Below are 17,429 nucleotides of genomic sequence, written 5' to 3' on the forward strand. Positions count from 1 at the left end.
CGTGACAAACTTCGTCACGAAACCCGCCTGCGCCCGGTACAGTACGGACATGATCCTGACAACGCTGCTGCTGGTCGCTGGCCTGGCGGCCGCGGCCCTCCTGCTGCGCCGCGTGCTGGGCGGCGGTGAACGCTACGAGCGGATTCCGCGCGGTCCTGGCCGCCGCGACAGTGCGCAGGACGTGTACTGGGAAGCGCGGGTCCTGGCCGCCCTGAACGGCAACCGCGCCGCGCTGGAACGCCAGGTGGTCGGCAAGCAGCGCCACAAACCCGGCCTGAAACGCTGGGAGCTGCTGCGCCTCGTGTACCTGGACCTCACGCGGCGTGGCGCCGCCCGTCCCACGGAACGCCCGGCGGCCGGACGCCGCCCTTCCGGGCGCCGCACTGGCGCGCGTGGGGGAACGTTCCGCACGCACTTCTAGAACAGTTCTCCGCACGGAGGCCTCAGGCGCCGGTCTTCCTGAGGTCTCCTTCTTCTGTCCTGCCCGGCAGGCCCCACTCGCTTTCCTGCGGAGCTTGACAGTGGAGTCCTGCGGCCTTCCGCTCCTCGTCCAGGTGTCCGGTGCGCGCCCCGGCACGTGATGAAGTTCACGCTGGCCGACACGTGATTGACGGACGCGTCGCAGCCTGCGGGGCATGAAGCGCGTCCTGATGACCTTCCTGCTCGGCACCGTCACCCTGGCCCCCGCTGCCTCGTTCAGCCTGGGCGGGCAGCTGCGTAACCCCGCCCAGGCCCGGCCGCTCGGCAGCGGGCCGCTGACCGTGCTGCTCACCAACCTGGGGGGCGGCTGGCTGCTCGGCATGGGCCCCCTGAAGGGCGAGCGGTTCAACGTCGTCGTGCCGTCCGGATTCAGACCCCCGGTGCAGCCGCTGGACGTGTGTGACGGCGTGACCGTGCAGCCCGCCGGGGCCCGCACGTACACCGCTGAGACGCTGCTGCTGTTCGGCGCCGCGTCGAACGCCGTGGCGACCCTGGTGCAGGCGGATCACCCGACCGTCGCCACGCAGCGCGGGCAGTGGGTGTACAGCGACCGCACGGTCACCCTGCGGGGGCGCTGCGCGGGCCTGAACACGTACTACAACCTGACGCTGCGGCCCGGCTGGACCGGCGTGACCACCGAGAGCCGCGACGGCCGCTTCGAGATCCGCAACGCCACCGTGAACCTGCCGTACTGGGTGCAGCCGGTCCTGACCCGCGACGCCCGCGCGACCTTCCCTGCGTTGTTCAGCGGTCAGCGCAGCGCGTTCAGGAACCGCTGACCCCCGGCCCGCCGGTCGGCGCGGCGTCCCGCCCGCGCGGCACGTCCCGCGCGCCCCGCCGCCCGAACGCGTGCGCCAGGTCCCGCTCGCTGAGGCGCAGCACCGTGGGCCGCCCGTGCGGGCACGCCCACGGGTGCTCGCAGCCTGCCAGGGCGTCCAGCACCGCCTGACCCCGCCCCAGGTCCAGCATCCCGGCTTTCAGGGCAGGCGCGCAGGCCAGCTGAGCCAGCACCGCCCGGCGCGGGTCCGGACCGTCCCCCAGCGCACTCTCGACGATCTGCTCGTGCAACCTCGGGACGTTCAGGGGGGCCAGCGCGGCGGGCAAGGTGCGCAGGCGGGCCAGTCCCGCCCCGAAGTCCTCGATGGTCAGGCCCCAGGCCTGCAACTCGGGGCCGCGCTCGTGCAGACGCGCCAGCTGCTCGGGGGTCAGGTGCAGCAGCTCCGGCTCGGGCAGTTCCGCCGGGTGCTCGGCGTCCAGTGCGCGGGTCAGGTGCTCGAACAGGGCGCGTTCGTGCGCCGCGTGCGCGTCCACCACCCACAGGTCCCCCTCGCCCTGCGCGAGCAGGTACAGCTCCTGATACACGCCCAGCAGCGTCAACGCCGGGAACGCCGCGTGCCCCGGTGCCGGGGCGGGCTGTGCCGCCGGGCGCAACTCCGGCAGCGCCCGCGCCAGCGGATGCGTCGCCAGGGCCGCTGCCACCGCCGCCCGCACCCGCGCCGCCACGCCCGTCAGGTCCGCCAGCGCCACCACCTGCTTCGCCGGGTGCACGTTCGGGTTGTGATCCTCCGGCGCGACCGTCACGTCCAGCACGCACAGCGGCGCCACACCCGCCGGGAGGAGCTCCGCGAAGCCCTCGATCACGGCGCGTTCCAGGTCCGGCGGGGCCAGCACGGGCCGACCGTTCACGCTGAAATGCATCCGGTCGCGCCGCGCCCGCGTCAACTCCGGGCGCGACACCACCCCGCCCACCCCCTCGCCCGAAACAGCCAGGACGCGGTTCGCGCTCAGCGGGCCGTACACGCTCGCCACCGCGCCCCGGTGATCGCTGGGGGCGTGTGTCAGGCGCACCTCGCCGTCCACCGTCAGCCGCCAGTGCAGGGCCGGATGGTGCAGCACGTAGCGGCCCAGCAGCGCCGTCACCTCCCGCACCTCGGATGCCGCCGGGGCCTGCGTCCGCAGCCGCGCGGGCAGCCGCGCGAACAGGCTGCGCACCGTCACGGTCGTTCCGGCCGGGGCGGACGCGCGGGCCACCTGCACGTCCTCGCCCTGGGCCAGCACCTCGCAGGCACCCACCTGCGCCGCCGGACGCGACACCACGTGCAGTTCCCCGGCCTGCGCCGCCGCCCACAGCGCCTCGCCCCGGAAGCCCAGCGTCGTCACGCCGTCCACGGACCTGGCCTGCGGGGACAGCTTGCTCGTCGCGTGTCGCAGCGGTGCCAGACCCACCGACCCCGCCGGAATGCCCGCTCCGTTGTCCCGCACCCGCACCAGCCGCAGGCCCCCGCCGTCCACCTCGACCTCGATGCGGGTCGCCCCGGCGTCCAGCGCGTTGTCCACCAGTTCCCGCACCACGTCCAGTGGGCGCGACACCACCTCACCGGCCGCGATCAGGCGCGCCACGTGGGCCGGGAGAACGTGAATGTCAGGCGAGGTCACCCGGTCAGGGTAGCGGTTCCCGCACCCGCACTTCCTGCCTCAGGTCGCGTTCTGCGGGCCGGGGACGGCGGTCAGCAGGGCGTGCAGCGCGGCCGGGACGGCGTCAGGGGGGAGGTGACCCAGCAGGACCAGCTGCGCGAGGCCGTGCACGGTCCCCCACAGCGCCGCCGCGAGGGCCTGTGGCTGGTCGCTGCGGAGCTGCCCGGCGTGCAGGGCCGCCCGGATCAGGCTGTCCAGCAGCGCGTGGTTGCGTTCGATCAGGGGGGTCAGCGGTGAGGGGCGGTCTGGCGGGCAGATCTCCGGGTCGAAGATCAGCGTGAATGCCTGCGGGTGTTGCGCGGCGTACGCGACGTACGCCACGCCGACACCCAGCAGGTTCCCGAGCGCATCGGGGGTGGCGGCGGCCTGCTCCTGCGCGGTGACGAACTCGGTCATGCACGTCAGCGCCAGCGCCACGAGCAGGCCCTGGCGGTCCCCGAAGTGATGGGCGGGCGCGGCGTGGCTGACCCCGGCGCGGCGGGCGACCTCGCGCAGGCTGAGGCTGCGGGCGGGGTGGGTGCGCAGCAGGTCGCGGGCGGCGGCCAGCAGAGCGGCGCGCAGGTCACCGTGATGGTAGGCGCGGGCCGCAGAGGTGGAACTTGACATTGTCAACATGATGGCGCACGCTGAAACCAGCTGCAATTTGACAGTGTCAAGATGGAAGTTCTGCCCTCAGCTGCCGTGCACCCTCAGCGCACGCGGACGCCCCACGTCACCCCCGGAGCCCAGCCCATGAACACCCTCGTCATCAGCGGCCACCCCCGCCCCGGCAGCCTCAGCCACGCCCTCGCCGCCCACTACGCTGACGCCGCACGCGCCGCCGGAGCCCGGGTGCAGACCCTCGCCCTGAGCGACCTGCACTTTGACCCCCACCTGTACGCCGGCTATCACGCCGGGCAGCCCCTGGAACCCGACCTGAAACGCGCCCAGGACCTCCTGCGCTGGAGCACCCACCTGTGCCTGGCCTATCCCGTCTGGTGGGGCGCGCCCCCCGCACTCCTCAAGGGCTTCATCGACCGGGCGTTCCAGCCCGGCTTCGCCTTCCGCTACCGCGAGGGCCACGCCTTTCCCGAGCGCCTGCTCACGGGCCGCACCGCCCGGCTGATCGTCACCAGCGACAGCCCCGCGTGGTACCTGCGCGCCGTCATGCGCGACAGCGCCGTGAACACCGTCGCCCGCAGCACCCTCAGCTTCAGCGGCCTCCGTCCCGTCCGCGTCACCCGCCTGGGCCCTGTCCGCACCAGCACCCCGCAGCAGCGTCAGCGCTGGCTCGATTACGTCGCGGTCCTCGCAGCCCGTGACCACCGCCGGACCGGCAGGCCTCAGTCCATCCCCCACCCGACCCGCTGATCCCCACTGTTCACTTCCCACTCACAGCGCACGGAGCCCCGTGCACCGCTTCTCTCAGGGGCTCGTGGTCTGCGCGCCGGTCACCTCGCGCTGCCAGCGGTGGAGCAGGTCGAGGGCCTGCATGGGTGTCAGCCGGGCCAGATCCAGGGTGGCGAGTTCCCGCGTGAGGCGCGTGTCGGCCCCCTGCGCGCCCAGCGCGGTCAGCAGGCGCGCGGCGCGGCTGGTGACGCCCCCGGGCAGTCCGGCGAGGCGGGCGACCTCCACGCCGTAACTCTGGCGGGCGGCGCCGGGCACGACCTGATGGTAGAAGGTCAGGCCCCCGCTCCCGGCGGCGCCGTTCTCAAGCTGCACTTCCTCGGCGGCGACGTGGAGGTTCACGAGGCCGGGCAGGTCGGTTTCCAGCCGCGTGAGTTCGAAGTAATGCGTGGCGAACAGCGTGTGCGCCCCGGCGGCGTGCAGGTGTTCCAGCGCGGCCTGCGCGATGGCGAGCCCGTCGAGGGTGCTCGTGCCGCGCCCGATCTCGTCGAGAATCACGAGGCTGGCGTGTGTGGCGCCGTGGAGGATCGCGGCGAGTTCGCTCATCTCGACCATGAACGTGGAGCGTCCGCCCGCGAGGTCGTCACTGGCGCCGATGCGGGTGTGCACGGCGTCGTAAACGGGCAGTGCGGCGTGGTCGGCGGGCACGAACGAGCCGATCTGATGCAGCAGGGCGCACAGCGCGGCGGTGCGCAGGTACGTGCTCTTCCCCGCCATGTTCGGTCCGGTCAGCAGCACCGCGCGCCGCGCGGGATCAAGGTGCACGTCGTTCGGCACGAAGCGTCCGCCCAGGCTGCGTTCCACGACCGGGTGCCGCGCCTGCACCAGCCGCATGGGACCATCACTGGTCACGGGGCGAATCCAGCCGTGCTCGGCGGCCACGTCGGCCAGCGCGGCCAGCACGTCCAGTTCACTCAGCGCGCCGGCGGCGTCGGCCAGTGCCTCGGCGTGCGCGGCGAGACTGTCGCGCAGCTCGGTGAACACCTCCTGTTCCAGGCGGCTCGCGGCGGCCTCCAGCCGGGCGATCTCCCGCTCGCGCTCGCGCAGGTCCGGGCGGGTGAACCGCGCGCGGTCCTTCAGGGTCGCCACCTGCCGGTAATCGGCGGGCACCTTGCCCAGGTGCGCGCCCGTGACCTCCAGGTAGTACCCGAACACGCTGTTGTAACTCACCTTCAGGCTGCCAATTCCGGTGCGCTGCCGCTCGCTGACCTCCAGGTCCGCCAGCCACGCGCGGTGCCCGATCGCAGCGGCGCGCAGCTCGTCCAGCTCGGCGTGGAAGCCGTCACGGATCAGGCCCCCCTCACCCACGCGGATGGGCGGCTCGTCCACCAGCGCGGCGCGGATGCGGGTCACGACGTCCGGCAGGGCCGACAGGCGCTCGCGCACACCGCCCAGCAGGCCCCCCTGCGCGCCCAGCAGCTCGGTCGCCTCGGGCAGCAGGTCCAGCGTGCGGGCCAGGGCCGCCACCTCACGCGGCGCGGCCCGCCGGGTCGAGACCCGCGCCGCCAGCCGCTCCAGGTCATGCGCGCGGTACAGCAGGGACCGCACCGCGCCGCGCAGATCCGGGGCGCGCGTCAGGGCCTCCACCGCGTCCAGCCGCGCCCGGATGCTCAGCTCGTCCAGCAGCGGCGCGCGCAGCCACGCCCGCAGGCGGCGCCGCCCGCCCGCCGTGCGCGTCTGCCCCAGCACGTCCGTCAGCGTGCGGCCCTGCGGGGACTGCGCCTGGAACAGCTCCAGCGCCCGCACCGCCGCGTCCGGCAGGCGCATGTGCGCGCCCGGCTCGAAACGCACCACGCGCCGCACCATGTCCAGCCGCCCCTGCTGCGTCACCCGCGCGTACCCCAGCACCGCCCCGCACGCCCGCCGCAGCGCCCCCGACGCGAGGCTGGGCGGCACCTCACCCAGCGTGGCCCGCAGCGCCTCCAGCGCGTCCGCCTCCTCGAAACTGGCCGGGGAGAGCATCACCGGGAATCTCGCCTGGAAATCCGCCAGCAGCGCGGCGTTCCCCGACAGTTCCGGCGCGAGCAGCACCTCCCGCGCCCGGCAGCGCGCCAGCTCGTCGTACAGCGCGAGGCGGGTGTGGAACGCCGCGCAGCGGAACTCCCCGGTACTGACGTCCAGCAGCGCCAGCGCGTACCCGTCCCCGGTCGCCACCGCCGCCAGGTAATTCTCGTCCGCGCCCAGGTGCCGCTCCTCGGTCACGGTGCCCGGCGTCAGCAATTGCGTCACGCGGCGGTCCATCAGGCCCGAGCCCGGCTCCTCCACCTGATCCGCCACCGCCACGCACACCCCGCACGCCAGCAGCCGCTCCACGTGACTGTCCAGCGCCCGCAGCGGAATGCCCGCCATGGGCGTACTGAAATCCCGGCTGCTCTTGTGCGTCAGGGCCAGCCCCAGCAGCCGCGCGGTGCGCTCGGCGTCCTCCCCGAACGTCTCGTAGAAATCCCCCACCTGAAACAGCAGCAGCGCGTGCGGCAGCGTCTCGGCCACCTCGTCGCGCATCCGCACGTACTGCTCCAGCATCGGCGGCAGCGCCCCCGAACCGGTTCCCTTCAGGACATTCTGAGCCCGCATCCCGCGCAGGATAGCCGCCCCCCGCACCCTGGATGGAGAGAGGCGCACCCTTGCCCCGCGCAGGGGCCGGTCAGTTGTCGAACCAGAACACCATCCGCAGGTCCGCCGGGTCCACCACCCGGGTCTGAAGGTACGGCACGACGCGGCTCAGCAGCCCCGTGGTCTGCCCCAGGTCGCGGTAGGTGCGCACCTCCCGGTCCAGGCGGCGCTTCACGCCCGCCTCGCTCAGGTCGAGATCCCGCAGCGGCTGATCCCAGTCGAAGCGCAGCAACTCGTCCAGCGTCAGCCACGACGGGTGATGACACCAGACCTCCACTTCTGTCCAGACGGCCTGAAGGGCGGCGCTGAGATCGTCAGGCAGGCCGCGCGGGGCGGCGATCGGCTCGATCTCGATGGTGTTGCGGACGCCCGCCAGCAGGGCGAACAGGTCGTAATCCCGGTCCAGATCCAGCGGATGTGCCCAGTGGGCTTTCAAAATCCGGTCCTCCTCTTCCTGGCTCATCCCGCGGGTGTCCGGCACCGGGTGAAGGTCGGCTGGCTCCCACACGCCGTTGCGGCGGATCTCGTAATACTCGTGGATGTCGCAGCCCATAGCCCCGAGCATGCCAGTTCCGCCTGCCGTGTGGGCGGCCCGCGCGGTGTACCCTCGGCGCATGAGTCTCTTCCAGCTGAACGGGAAACGCGCCCTGGTGACCGGCGGCAGCCGTGGCATCGGGCTGGCCGCCGCGCACGATCTGATCCGCCTGGGCGCGCAGGTGACGCTGGCCGCCCGCAACGAGGACGTGCTGCGCCGCGCCGCCGACGCCATCGGCGCGCGCTGGGTCGTGGCGGACGTGAGCACCCCGGACGGCGTGCGGGCCGCCGTGGAGGCTGCCGGGCAGGTGGACATCCTCGTCAGCAACGCGGGTGGGCCGCCCCCCGCGCAGCCCAGCGCCGTCACCGAGGAGGGGTGGGGGCAGGGCTTTCAGACGACCTTCATGAGCACCGCGCGGCTGGCCGCCGCCGTGCTGCCCGGCATGCGCGAGCGCCGCTGGGGCCGCATCATCGCCGTGACCAGCCTGACCGTGGGCCGCCCCGCGCTGAACCTGCCGGTCAGCAACGCCATGCGGGCCGCCGTCACGAACCACCTGCGGACCCTGGCGCTGGAAGTCGCCGCCGATGGCGTGACGTGCAACACGGTGGCGCCCGGCTACACCGCCACCGACCGCCTGAACGCCCTGCACGCCGACCCGGCCGACGCCGAGCGCCTGAAGGCCCGCATTCCCGCGCGGCGCTTCGGCGAGCCGAACGAGGTAGGGGCCGCCATTGCGTTTCTCGCCACGCACGAGGCGGCGTACATCACGGGTCAGGAGATCCTCGTGGACGGCGGCTGGAGCATCTGAGTCGGACTCCGATGGAATGGTTCGCCAGGACCAGTCAATCCGAGCAGAGCGGGTGGGAGTCAGAAGGGTTCCGGGCGTGGAGTGCGCAACGCGGTGCCCTTCCGGTTGGAGGACGAAACAGACGGAATCCGTGCAGCAGGGGAGGTCCGGGGCATCTGGACCGCGCCTGCCAGGGCACGCTGGGGACCGCGCGCGGCCTTCACCGTCATTTGACCAAACCCCATTAAGGTTTCATAGGTGAGCTGCCCCCCATCCGATTCGCTCCCGCTCGCATACCTTCAGGGTAAGACGGCCCCGCACCCCCACACCTCACTCGATTCTGCCCGCGCGGGCAGTGCAAGGAGCACCCCATGAGCCTCGGACCCCTGGAAATCATCCTGATCATCGCTGTCATCGCCCTCATCTTCGGTGCCAAGAAACTCCCGGAACTCGGGAAGGGCCTCGGACAGGGCATCAAGGAATTCAAACGCGAAACGCACCACAAGGACGACGTCACCGACGTGCCCTCGCGCCCCCTGGACCCCGCGACCGCCACGCCCGTCACCCCGGTCAGCGATCCCGTCAGCGAACGCCGCTGAGCCCCGGCAAGGAGCGCGTGATGTCCACCCCCACCCAAGACCTGAGCAGCGCGCCGCTGTTCGACCACCTGGATGAACTGCGCAGGCGGATCATCATCAGCGTGATCTTCCTGGCCGTCGGCCTGATCGTCGCGTTCCAGTTCCGCGTGCAGCTCATCGAGGCGGTCAAGGTACCGCTGCAGGCCAGCGAGCAGTACCGGGACGGCGTGGTGCAGGTGGTCACGCAGGGCCTGACCGACCAGCTGCTGCTGTCCCTGAGCCTCTCGTTCTGGGCGGGCTTCGCGGTGGCCCTGCCGTTCATCCTGGGGCAGGTGTGGGGCTTCATCGCGCCCGGCCTGTACCCGCAGGAACGCCGCTGGGCGCTGCCCTTCGTGATCGGCGCGGGCCTGTCCTTCCTGGGCGGCGCGGTGTTCGGGTACTTCCTGGTGCTGCCCACCATGGTCGGGTTCCTGCTGGACTTCCTGGCCGGGACCGTCACGCCCCTGCTGAACCTGCGTGACTACATCGGCGTGGTCATGACGTTCCTGATCTCCTTCGGGCTGGCATTCGAGATGCCCATCCTGGCCGTGATCCTGACCCGCATCGGGGTCGTGAACCACACCATGCTGCGTGCCGGGTGGCGCATCGCGCTGATCGTGATCATGCTCGCTGCTGCTGTCATCACGCCCACCCCGGACCCCATGAACATGCTGCTCGTCGCTGTGCCGCTGTACGTCCTGTACGAACTCAGCGTGATCCTCTCGCGCGTGTTCCGCGTCATTCCCACCGAGGAGACCGAGACGCCCGCCCCACTGAGCTTCTGAACCCGGCGTTTCTGATCCCATCCCACTGAACGCGGCCCCCTGCCTCCGGGCGGGCGGGCCGCGTTCCCACGGCCGAAGCTCTACACTGCGAGGCGACCTATGGATCCCATCTTCCTGCAAATCGGCAATTTCACCATTGCCTGGTACGGCGTGCTCATCACCCTGGGCATCGTGGCCGGCGTGTGGGTCGGCACGCGCATGGCCCGCGAACGCGGCCTGAACGTCGACCTCTTCAACGACATGATTCTCTGGATGATCGTCTGGGGCCTCGTGGGCGCCCGGATCGTGTTTGTCGCGACGTCCTGGAACCAGTTCGAGAACACCCCCTTCCCCCGCGTGCTGCTGGACATCGTCAACCTCCGCCAGGGCGGCATCAGCATCCACGGCGGATTGATCGGCGGCATTCTCGTGATGCTGTACTACGCCCGCCGCAAGGGCATGGACTTCTACCGCTACGCGGACCTGTGCGTGCCCGGCGTGGCGTTCGGGATCATCGGCGGGCGCATCGGGAACATCATGAACGGCACCGACACGGTGGGCCGCGTGACCGGCTGGCCCATCGGGTACCGCTGGCCGGACGGCGCCCGCGCCTTCCATGACGGCATGTGCGTCCGGAACGCCAATCCCGACATGGACCTGTCGCAGTACTGCCAGCAGATCGGCGGGCAGCTCGTCATGACGGCGCCCGTGCATTTCGCGCAGCTGTACGGCGTGATCATCGGCATCATTCTGTCCGTGGCCGCGTACTTCTGGCTGCGTAGCCGCATCCCTGGCTGGGCCTTCTGGCAGTTCTGGCTGTGGTACTCCATCCTGCGCGCCGGGTGGGAAGAAACCTTCCGCCTGAACCCCCTGTCGCCCAAGGCGTACCTGAACCAGGGCCTGGACGCACCCGGCATCGGCCTGTTTACGGACACGCACATCATCAGCATTCCGCTGATCCTCGTGAGCATCTGGATGCTGATCCGCCTGCGCCGCAAGGGCCCGCCCGCCCAGGCAGCCCCGGCCGACGCGCCGGCCTGATCCAGAACCGCACGTACAGAGGGTGTCCCCGGCGGTGGGGACACCCTTTTTCGTGGGGGCCGTTCAGGTCTGTCCGGGCCCGGCCCAACCGGGAGGTTGGTACAGTGGGCAGGCTATGACTGAACAGATCCGTCCGCTGGACGTCGTGATTCTCGCCGCCGGGCAGGGCACCCGCATGAAATCCAGCCTGCCCAAGGTCCTGCACCCCGTCGCGGGCCGCCCGATGGTCGCCTGGGCCGTGAAGACTGCCCGCGAACTCGGCGCGCGCAACGTGGTCGTCGTGACCGGCCACGGGGCCGATCAGGTGGAAGCCGCGCTGCAGGGCAGCGGCGTCGTGTTCGCCCGGCAGGAGCAGCAGCTGGGCACCGGGCACGCCTTCATCCAGGGCCTGGACGCGCTGGACGACCACGCGAACGCCGACGTACTGGTCCTGTACGGCGATACGCCCCTGCTGCGCCCCGACACCCTGGCCGCCCTGCTGGGCGACCACCGCGCGCGCGGCAGCGCCTTCACGGTCCTGACCGGGGAACTCGCGGACGCCACCGGGTACGGCCGCATCATCCGCGACGAGCAGGGCAACGTGGAACGCATCGTCGAGCAGAAGGACGCCACGCCGCTGGAACGCACCGTGCGGGAATTCAACAGCGGCGTGTACCTCATGGACGCCCGCGCCACCGACCTCGCGCACCGCATCACGAACGACAACGCCAGCGGCGAGTACTACCTGACCGACCTGCTGGGCCTGTACAGGGCCGAGGGGGCCGAGGTGCACGCCTTCAAACTCACCGACCCCGGCGAGGTCATGGGCGCCAACGACCGCACGGGTCTCGCGGAGGCCGAGAGCATCATCCGCGCGCGCATCACGCAGGAGCACATGCGCGCCGGGGTGACCATCCACATGCCCGAGACGGTATACATCGAGGACACCGTGCAGATCGGCCGGGACGTCACGCTGGAGCCCGGCGTGATCCTGCGCGGCGACACCCGCATCGCAGAGGGCGTCACCGTCGGCCCGTACAGCGTCATCACCGACAGCACCCTGGACGAGGGCGTGACCATCAAGGCCCACAGCGTCCTGGACGGCGCGGTCGTCGGCGCGGGCGGTGACGTGGGGCCCTTCGCGCGCCTGCGCCCCGGCACCGTCCTGGCGGGCGGCGTGCACATCGGGAACTTCGTGGAAACCAAGAACGCGCGGCTCGCGGCAGGCGTGAAGGCCGGGCACCTCGCGTACCTGGGCGACGTCGAGATCGGTGAGGAAACCAACGTCGGCGCCGGTACCATCGTCGCGAACTTCGACGGCGTGAACAAGCACCGCACGGCCGTGGGGGCCGGCGTGTTCATCGGCAGCAACAGCACCCTGATCGCCCCGCGCGTCATCGGGGACGCGGCGTTCATCGCAGCGGGCAGCGCCGTCCACGACGACGTGCCCGAGGGCGCCATGGCCGTCGCGCGCGGCAAGCAGCGCAACCTCGAAGGCTGGTCACGCCGCTACTGGGGCGACCTGCACGAGAAGGTGCAGGTCAAGCTCCCGTGGCTGGCCGGCTGGTTGAACCGCCAGGACTGACCAGGGTGGGGAGGCGGGACGGGTGTGCTGCCCCCCTCCCTGCGCTCAGATGTGACTGCCGCGTCAGAGGCGCGGGCGTACGCTGCCTCTCATGATCGAGGTCAGTGGGTACACCAAACGCTACGGGCGGCACGAGGCCGTCAGCAACCTGTCGTTCACGGTGCAGCCCGGCGCGGTGTTCGGCCTGCTGGGCAGCAACGGGGCGGGGAAGACCACCACCATCCGCGCGCTGGTTGGCCTGACCCGCCCGACCAGCGGCACGGTGCGCGTGGCGGGCTTCGACGTGTGGCGCGACCCGGTGAAGGCCAAGGCGGCGTTCGGGTACATCCCGGACCGGCCGTACCTGTACGGCAAACTGACGGCGCGCGAACTGCTGCGCTTCGTAGGTCAGCTGTATCAGGTGCCGAACGCGGACAGCGAGATCGACCGCTGGCTGGAGTTCTTCCGCCTGACCGACTTCGGGAACGAACTGATCGAGACGTATTCGCACGGCATGCGGCAGAAGGTGGCGATCATCGCGGCGCTGCTGCCCGATCCGCCCGTGCTGATCGTGGACGAACCCATGGTGGGTCTCGACCCGCACGCGGCGCGGCAGGTGCGGGATCTGTTCCGTTCGCACGCCGACCGTGGCCGCACCGTGCTGCTGACCACCCACTCGCTGCCCGTCGCGGAGGCCGTCTGCGACCGCCTCGTGGTGCTCGACCGCGGCAAGGTGCTTGGCGAGGGGTCAATGGACGACCTGCGAGCCCGCACCGGCACCGAGGCGGGGGGCGTGCACGGCGACAGCCTGGAACGCATCTTCTTCCGCCTGCTGGAAGACGAACTGGAGGAGGGGCGACGCGCCCGCGAGGCCGAACAGGCCGGGGTGGGCGCTTGACCGTCACGCCCGCCCCCCGACCCGCCCGCACCGCGCCGCCCAGCCTGAGCGCCCTGAAACTTCGCGCGCTGGCCCACACCATCCGCCGGGCGCCGAAGTGGGGCTACGCGCTCGTGGGTACCCTGGCCCTGCTCCTCATGGTGGGCGAGGTGATCGGCACCTGGAAGGCCCTCACGTTCCTGGGCCGCTTCGGGGACATCGGCCTGAACGTCTTTTCCCGCGTGCTGGAGATCGGCCTGATCACCCTCGCCAGCGGCGTGACGTTCAGCGCCACCACCGCTGCCATCAGCACGCTGTACCTCAGCGACGACCTGAACTTCCTGCTGACCCAGCCCATCAGGACCACCCGCGTGTTCGCGCTGAAGGTCACCGAGACGTTCCTGAACGCCGCGCTGGTCCCCGTGTTCCTGACGGTACCGCTGCTGCTCACCGTCGCCGCGTACTTCCAGGCGCCCGTCTGGGCGTACCCGGTCATGATCCTGGCCACGCTGCTGGTGTTCGCCGCGCCGGTGGGCCTCGGCGCGCTGCTGGCCGTGCTGCTCATGCGCGTCGCCCCAGTCGGCCGGGTCCGCGAGGTCAGCACCGGCCTGGGCGTCGTCATCAGCGCCGCGCTGGTGTACGCCATCCGCGCCCTGCGGCCGGAAGTCCTCGTGCAGAAACTCCAGGACCCCACCAGGGTCGAGGCCCTGCTGCGCGACTTCGCCGGACCCAGTAGTCCCCTGTTGCCCCCGTCCTGGGCCGCGCAGGGCATCTGGCAGGCCGCCCACGGGCACCTCGCCGCGCCGCTGCTGCCCCTCCTGCTGCTGACCGTCACGCTGCTGCTCGGCGCGACCCTCCTCGCCGCGAAAGCCTACCAGGACGGCTGGGCCCGCGCACTGGACTCCAGCACCCCGAAACTCGACCCACGCCCCCGCCGCGCCGGGCTCACCGAACGCCTGCTAACCCGCCTCGGCCCCGGCGGCGCGCTCGCCAGCAAGGACCTGCGCGTCACGCTGCGCGACCCCACCCAGTGGAGCCAGCTCCTCGTGGTCGTCGCCCTGGCCGGCGTGTACCTCGTGAGCGTCAAGGCCGTGCCCATCCCCGTCCCACAGTTCCGGGGCATCCTCGGGTACATCCAGCTGGCCTTCCAGGGCTTCATCATCGCGGGCATCGCCGTCCGCCTCGCCTTCCCCGCCGTCAGCACCGAGGCGCGCGGCTACTGGCTGCTGCGCACCGCGCCCATCCAGCCCTGCCAGATCGTCCTCAGCAAATTCCTGGGCGTCCTCCCGGTCACGCTGACCGTCGGCCTCGTCATGGGCCTCGCCAGCGCCGCCGCCATGAACCTCGGCCCCACCCTCTACCTGCTCAGCGCCCTGGTCAGCATCAGCAACGCCCTCGTCATCACCGCGCTCGGCGTCGGCCTCGGCGCCGCCGCCCCCAAATTCGACGCGGACAACCCCGCCGAGATCGGCGTCAGCCCCGGCGGCCTCGCCTTCATGGGCCTCAGCCTCGCGTACTCCGTCCTGTGTCTGCTGCTGCTCGCCCGACCCGCCGCCGGCAGCGTCCTGCGACCCGACCTGTACCCCGGCTACAGCGCCCTGACCACCACCGAAGGCATCCTCGGCTTGATCGGCCTGCTGCTCGCCACCGTCCTCGGCACGTACTTCAGCCTCCGCACCGGCTGGCAGCGCCTCGACCGGCTGGAGTGAAGGCTCAGGCCGCCCGCTGGGCCCGGAGCTGCCGCAGCAGGTCCAGGACCGGCGGCAGGTCGTCCACCACCTGACTCAGGTACACCACGTCATCGAGCTGAGAGGTCGGCAGCGTGACCTCCGCAGGTTGACGCAGCAGATGTCGGATTTCCAGCACGAGATGAAGATACGTGGTCTGTGCGCCACTGGCGTGTTCGTTGCCTCCGATCATGTGTAGAGGCTAGACCGAGGGACTGAACCGTGGCCGTCCATCACCTGTTAAAGCGCAACGGCAGATTAGTTTATTTGTTCCGCTCAACTTTGATGAAGGGAGAGTTGGGTCGCTATAGTGCGTCCGTGATGGTTCTCTTGACGCGCATGCTCAGTGTTCTGCTAGTGGTTTCACCGTTCCCGGCGTGGGCAGCGCCAGCGTTCAGCCAGACTCCACACCCCTGCCCCATGCCGATCCCGACCGAAGACGGGGCGACCGAACTGCCGTACTGCCACTGACTCCCGGGGCGGGGCCGTCGTTACGGTCCGTCACCCGCCCCGACTGTTCAGGCTGCTGAAACACTGAGGACACCTATGGGCGCATCAGGATCAGACCTTCGCATGCCCATGAACTGCCTGGGCGACTACGCCGCCTTCATGAGCTGGTTGCACCAGGCGCGCCAGTCTGCGACGCCCGGCGAACTGCTCGCCGCCAACGCCGACCTGACCAGCCCGCTGGGCCTGCTGCGCAGAGCCATGATGGCCATGCGGGAACGGCCCGTGCCCCGGCGCGAGGTCCGGACGTGGCTGGCGGCCGCGCACGAGCAGGCCCGGCCCGACGAACAGCTGCTGATTGAAATCTACGAGCAGTACGCCGCGGTCAAGAGGGCCCACATGGAAGGGCAGCGTGAGACGGATCTCCTGCGCCAGAGCCTGCGTGAGTACGAACACCTGCTGATGCAGGTGCGGCGCATGCCGGACTCGCCTCTCCAGGCAGAAATGGAACTGCTGACCAGCGACGGCCTGATCCGTTCCGCCAAGCGACTCCAGCGGTCCGATCTCGTCGAGGAACACGCCCCGCGCTTCGAGGCCCTCGCGGCGTCCCTGGGCAGCGCCCCGCTCTTCCAGCACTCCATGATTCAGCTGCTGGGTGCCTATACGTTCCTGGGTGAATACGTGCGCGCCATCGACCTGGGGCGTGACCGTCGGCTGACCACCCTGGCACGACAGGGCATCTACACCGAACTGCTGTTGAGCACCGTGTCGAACAACTACTTCAATCTGGGCAATCTGGATCAGGCCCTCGCAGTCCTGGACGACCCGTACCACGGGCAGCCGCGGCCCGCGTTGATCCAGAGCACCTTCGATTCCTACCGGGTGTACTTCGGGGAGTTGACCGTCGATCCATCCGCTTTCGAACTGCCCCGGTACGACACTTTCTTCAAGTGTCTGCTGAACTTCACGGTTGCTGAATCGCTGGTGCCCGTCGGGAAGGCGCTGGCCCAGCGTGAGGAACTGCTGCGTGAAGTGCTGACCACCTCCGAACTGGCTCTGACCCGCGACACCTATCCCACGGATCTGCTGTTCGGGTACTGGTTACGAGCCCGCGCCCGACTGCTGCTGGGGGAGTACGGCATGGCGGTGCAGGAACTGGCCACACTGTTTGAACCTCAGCCGCAGGAACTGCTCAACCGGGCACTGCTCACCGCGCTGGATCTTGAACTGGCCATGACGCCCATGTCAGCGCTCCGGATTCCCCTTTCGGAGGCCGAACAGCGGTTCCGGCAGGTGTTCGAGGACGCGCGCACCACCCGCTACGCCAACCCGGAAAGTCTGGCGCGGCTCGTACAGCGCTGGCATCCGCAGGCGGCGGCATACGCGGCGCTGATGCCGAATCCGGTCCGGGAGTGCTTACCGGCGCTGGACCTGCTGGCCCGGGTGGACCAGCGGGCCACCTGGCGGGGGCAGGCGCTGCCGCCCGCACTGGTTCCGCATCTGACTCGTCTGGGGGTGCGGGTGCCGACGCTGGGGGTCACCCTGAGCGGCAACGCGGCGTATCAGGTGGCTCGCCTGTCGCGTCAGGTGGGGGAGGCGACAGTGTGGGGGCCGGTGCTGCCGATGCTGCCGGTGGTGGTGGCACTCTCGCGGGGCGGGGAGGCGCACCGGGACGCGGCGCGGCGGGCGTGGCGGGATTTCGGGATGCTGCCGGGCGCGCACCGTGATCCTGAACTGGAGGGCGTGGTGGAGGTGTGGCGCGCGGTGGTGGCGGGTGATCGGCCGCTGGCGGATGGCCTGCGGGCGCTGCAGGACCTGTGACGTTCAGGGCCGGTGCGCCGCGCCCGCGCCGATGACGGTGTGCCAGCGCCGCACCTCCCAGGTGCCGATCAGGCCGCCCAGCACATAGGGGTCGGTGCGGGCGAACTGCTCGGCGGCGTCCGGCGCGTCGCCCTGGAACAGCAGGGCGGCGCCGTCCACCGGGTCGGCCAGCGCGCCTGCCAGCAGCAGTTCGCCCCGGTCGGCGGCGGCCTGCGCGTGCGCGAGGTGCGCGGCCCGCAGCGGTTCGCGCCGCGTGACGTAGTCGGGGACGAGGTCGCGGTACAGCAGCAGGAAGTGCATGCGGGCAGTGTACCGG

17 protein-coding genes are annotated in these 17,429 nt (G+C 70.8%); 11 read left to right on the plus strand and 6 right to left on the minus strand.

The window, feature by feature from the left end; translation table 11 throughout:
* Nucleotides 1-49: 49 nt before the first annotated feature.
* Together SY84_RS12105 and SY84_RS12110 are read left to right on the plus strand one after the other, a co-directional pair.
* Entirely contained in the window at nt 50-421 is a 372-nt protein-coding gene (locus tag SY84_RS12105; RefSeq protein ID WP_046844220.1) for a hypothetical protein, read from the plus strand.
* 214 nt (nt 422-635) lie between these two features.
* A complete protein-coding gene (locus SY84_RS12110; RefSeq protein ID WP_052751147.1) occupies nt 636-1,259 on the plus strand; it encodes a hypothetical protein in 624 nt (207 codons plus the stop codon).
* Here SY84_RS12110 and mutL read toward each other — a convergent pair.
* Both mutL and SY84_RS12120 read right to left on the minus strand, forming a co-directional pair.
* A complete protein-coding gene (gene mutL / locus SY84_RS12115) occupies nt 1,246-2,916 on the minus strand; it encodes a DNA mismatch repair endonuclease MutL (RefSeq protein ID WP_046844221.1) in 1,671 nt (556 codons plus the stop codon). The genes SY84_RS12110 and mutL overlap by 14 nt on opposite strands.
* Before the next feature lie 39 nt (nt 2,917-2,955).
* Nucleotides 2,956-3,561 carry a TetR/AcrR family transcriptional regulator gene (locus tag SY84_RS12120; protein ID WP_046844222.1) on the minus strand — a complete coding sequence of 202 codons (606 nt, stop codon included), beginning with the start codon at nt 3,559-3,561 and terminating at the stop codon, nt 2,956-2,958.
* A 126-nt stretch (nt 3,562-3,687) separates the two neighbouring features.
* On the opposite strand from SY84_RS12120, the gene SY84_RS12125 reads away from it, so the two are divergent.
* Entirely contained in the window at nt 3,688-4,305 is a 618-nt protein-coding gene (locus SY84_RS12125) for an NAD(P)H-dependent oxidoreductase (RefSeq protein WP_046844223.1), read from the plus strand.
* A gap of 54 nt (nt 4,306-4,359) precedes the next feature.
* Here the strand turns inward: SY84_RS12125 and mutS are convergent, their stop codons facing one another.
* Together mutS and SY84_RS15980 are read right to left on the minus strand one after the other, a co-directional pair.
* The gene (gene mutS / locus SY84_RS12130) at nt 4,360-6,915 is read right to left on the minus strand and encodes a DNA mismatch repair protein MutS (protein ID WP_046844224.1); all 2,556 of its coding nucleotides are present in this window, start codon (nt 6,913-6,915) and stop codon (nt 4,360-4,362) included.
* A gap of 70 nt (nt 6,916-6,985) precedes the next feature.
* Nucleotides 6,986-7,519 carry a hypothetical protein gene (locus SY84_RS15980; protein ID WP_157882976.1) on the minus strand — a complete coding sequence of 178 codons (534 nt, stop codon included), beginning with the start codon at nt 7,517-7,519 and terminating at the stop codon, nt 6,986-6,988.
* A 49-nt stretch (nt 7,520-7,568) separates the two neighbouring features.
* Here SY84_RS15980 and SY84_RS12140 point away from each other — a divergent pair, with 49 nt between their 5' ends.
* The 7 genes from SY84_RS12140 (at nt 7,569) to SY84_RS12170 (ending at nt 14,827) form a co-directional block, all read left to right on the plus strand.
* Complete coding sequence (locus SY84_RS12140) at nt 7,569-8,297, plus strand: SDR family oxidoreductase (RefSeq protein WP_046844225.1); 729 nt, start codon at nt 7,569-7,571, stop codon at nt 8,295-8,297.
* Nucleotides 8,298-8,647: 350 nt separating this feature from the next.
* Nucleotides 8,648-8,875 (plus strand): twin-arginine translocase TatA/TatE family subunit, encoded by a 228-nt coding sequence (tatA, locus tag SY84_RS12145; RefSeq protein WP_046844226.1) that lies wholly within the window; start codon nt 8,648-8,650, stop codon nt 8,873-8,875.
* A gap of 20 nt (nt 8,876-8,895) precedes the next feature.
* Nucleotides 8,896-9,678: a twin-arginine translocase subunit TatC gene (gene tatC / locus SY84_RS12150; RefSeq protein ID WP_046844227.1), complete on the plus strand. Its 783-nt coding sequence runs from the start codon at nt 8,896-8,898 to the stop codon at nt 9,676-9,678.
* A gap of 99 nt (nt 9,679-9,777) precedes the next feature.
* Nucleotides 9,778-10,698 (plus strand): prolipoprotein diacylglyceryl transferase, encoded by a 921-nt coding sequence (locus SY84_RS12155; RefSeq protein ID WP_046844228.1) that lies wholly within the window; start codon nt 9,778-9,780, stop codon nt 10,696-10,698.
* Nucleotides 10,699-10,813: 115 nt separating this feature from the next.
* Complete coding sequence (glmU, locus tag SY84_RS12160) at nt 10,814-12,262, plus strand: bifunctional UDP-N-acetylglucosamine diphosphorylase/glucosamine-1-phosphate N-acetyltransferase GlmU (protein ID WP_046844229.1); 1,449 nt, start codon at nt 10,814-10,816, stop codon at nt 12,260-12,262.
* Nucleotides 12,263-12,353: 91 nt separating this feature from the next.
* A complete protein-coding gene (locus tag SY84_RS12165; RefSeq protein ID WP_046844230.1) occupies nt 12,354-13,139 on the plus strand; it encodes an ABC transporter ATP-binding protein in 786 nt (261 codons plus the stop codon).
* Nucleotides 13,136-14,827: a putative ABC transporter permease subunit gene (locus SY84_RS12170; RefSeq protein WP_046844231.1), complete on the plus strand. Its 1,692-nt coding sequence runs from the start codon at nt 13,136-13,138 to the stop codon at nt 14,825-14,827. The genes SY84_RS12165 and SY84_RS12170 overlap by 4 nt, the downstream gene beginning before the upstream one ends.
* 4 nt (nt 14,828-14,831) lie before the next feature.
* Here SY84_RS12170 and SY84_RS12175 read toward each other — a convergent pair whose 3' ends face one another.
* Nucleotides 14,832-15,038: a hypothetical protein gene (locus SY84_RS12175; protein ID WP_046844232.1), complete on the minus strand. Its 207-nt coding sequence runs from the start codon at nt 15,036-15,038 to the stop codon at nt 14,832-14,834.
* Between the two features lie 380 nt (nt 15,039-15,418).
* Here SY84_RS12175 and SY84_RS12180 point away from each other — a divergent pair, with 380 nt between their 5' ends.
* Nucleotides 15,419-17,113: a hypothetical protein gene (locus tag SY84_RS12180; protein ID WP_046844233.1), complete on the plus strand. Its 1,695-nt coding sequence runs from the start codon at nt 15,419-15,421 to the stop codon at nt 17,111-17,113.
* Nucleotides 17,114-17,116: 3 nt separating this feature from the next.
* Here SY84_RS12180 and SY84_RS12185 read toward each other — a convergent pair whose 3' ends face one another.
* Nucleotides 17,117-17,413: a YciI-like protein gene (locus SY84_RS12185; RefSeq protein WP_046844234.1), complete on the minus strand. Its 297-nt coding sequence runs from the start codon at nt 17,411-17,413 to the stop codon at nt 17,117-17,119.
* Nucleotides 17,414-17,429 lie beyond the last annotated feature (16 nt).

The organism is Deinococcus soli (ex Cha et al. 2016), from assembly GCF_001007995.1.
Taxonomy (GTDB): domain Bacteria; phylum Deinococcota; class Deinococci; order Deinococcales; family Deinococcaceae; genus Deinococcus; species Deinococcus soli.

What these genes read in the sequence shown, in the direction of transcription:
- SY84_RS12105 (WP_046844220.1), top strand. Translation starts at nt 50, where the DNA reads ATGATCCTGACAACGCTGCTGCTGGTCGCTGGCCTGGCGGCCGCGGCC.
- SY84_RS12110 (WP_052751147.1), top strand. Translation starts at nt 636, where the DNA reads ATGAAGCGCGTCCTGATGACCTTCCTGCTCGGCACCGTCACCCTGGCC.
- SY84_RS12120 (WP_046844222.1), bottom strand. Translation starts at nt 3,561, where the DNA reads ATGTCAAGTTCCACCTCTGCGGCCCGCGCCTACCATCACGGTGACCTG.
- SY84_RS12125 (WP_046844223.1), top strand. Translation starts at nt 3,688, where the DNA reads ATGAACACCCTCGTCATCAGCGGCCACCCCCGCCCCGGCAGCCTCAGC.
- mutS (WP_046844224.1), bottom strand. Translation starts at nt 6,915, where the DNA reads ATGCGGGCTCAGAATGTCCTGAAGGGAACCGGTTCGGGGGCGCTGCCG.
- SY84_RS15980 (WP_157882976.1), bottom strand. Translation starts at nt 7,519, where the DNA reads ATGCTCGGGGCTATGGGCTGCGACATCCACGAGTATTACGAGATCCGC.
- SY84_RS12140 (WP_046844225.1), top strand. Translation starts at nt 7,569, where the DNA reads ATGAGTCTCTTCCAGCTGAACGGGAAACGCGCCCTGGTGACCGGCGGC.
- tatA (WP_046844226.1), top strand. Translation starts at nt 8,648, where the DNA reads ATGAGCCTCGGACCCCTGGAAATCATCCTGATCATCGCTGTCATCGCC.
- tatC (WP_046844227.1), top strand. Translation starts at nt 8,896, where the DNA reads ATGTCCACCCCCACCCAAGACCTGAGCAGCGCGCCGCTGTTCGACCAC.
- SY84_RS12155 (WP_046844228.1), top strand. Translation starts at nt 9,778, where the DNA reads ATGGATCCCATCTTCCTGCAAATCGGCAATTTCACCATTGCCTGGTAC.
- glmU (WP_046844229.1), top strand. Translation starts at nt 10,814, where the DNA reads ATGACTGAACAGATCCGTCCGCTGGACGTCGTGATTCTCGCCGCCGGG.
- SY84_RS12165 (WP_046844230.1), top strand. Translation starts at nt 12,354, where the DNA reads ATGATCGAGGTCAGTGGGTACACCAAACGCTACGGGCGGCACGAGGCC.
- SY84_RS12175 (WP_046844232.1), bottom strand. Translation starts at nt 15,038, where the DNA reads ATGATCGGAGGCAACGAACACGCCAGTGGCGCACAGACCACGTATCTT.
- SY84_RS12180 (WP_046844233.1), top strand. Translation starts at nt 15,419, where the DNA reads ATGCCCATGAACTGCCTGGGCGACTACGCCGCCTTCATGAGCTGGTTG.
- SY84_RS12185 (WP_046844234.1), bottom strand. Translation starts at nt 17,413, where the DNA reads ATGCACTTCCTGCTGCTGTACCGCGACCTCGTCCCCGACTACGTCACG.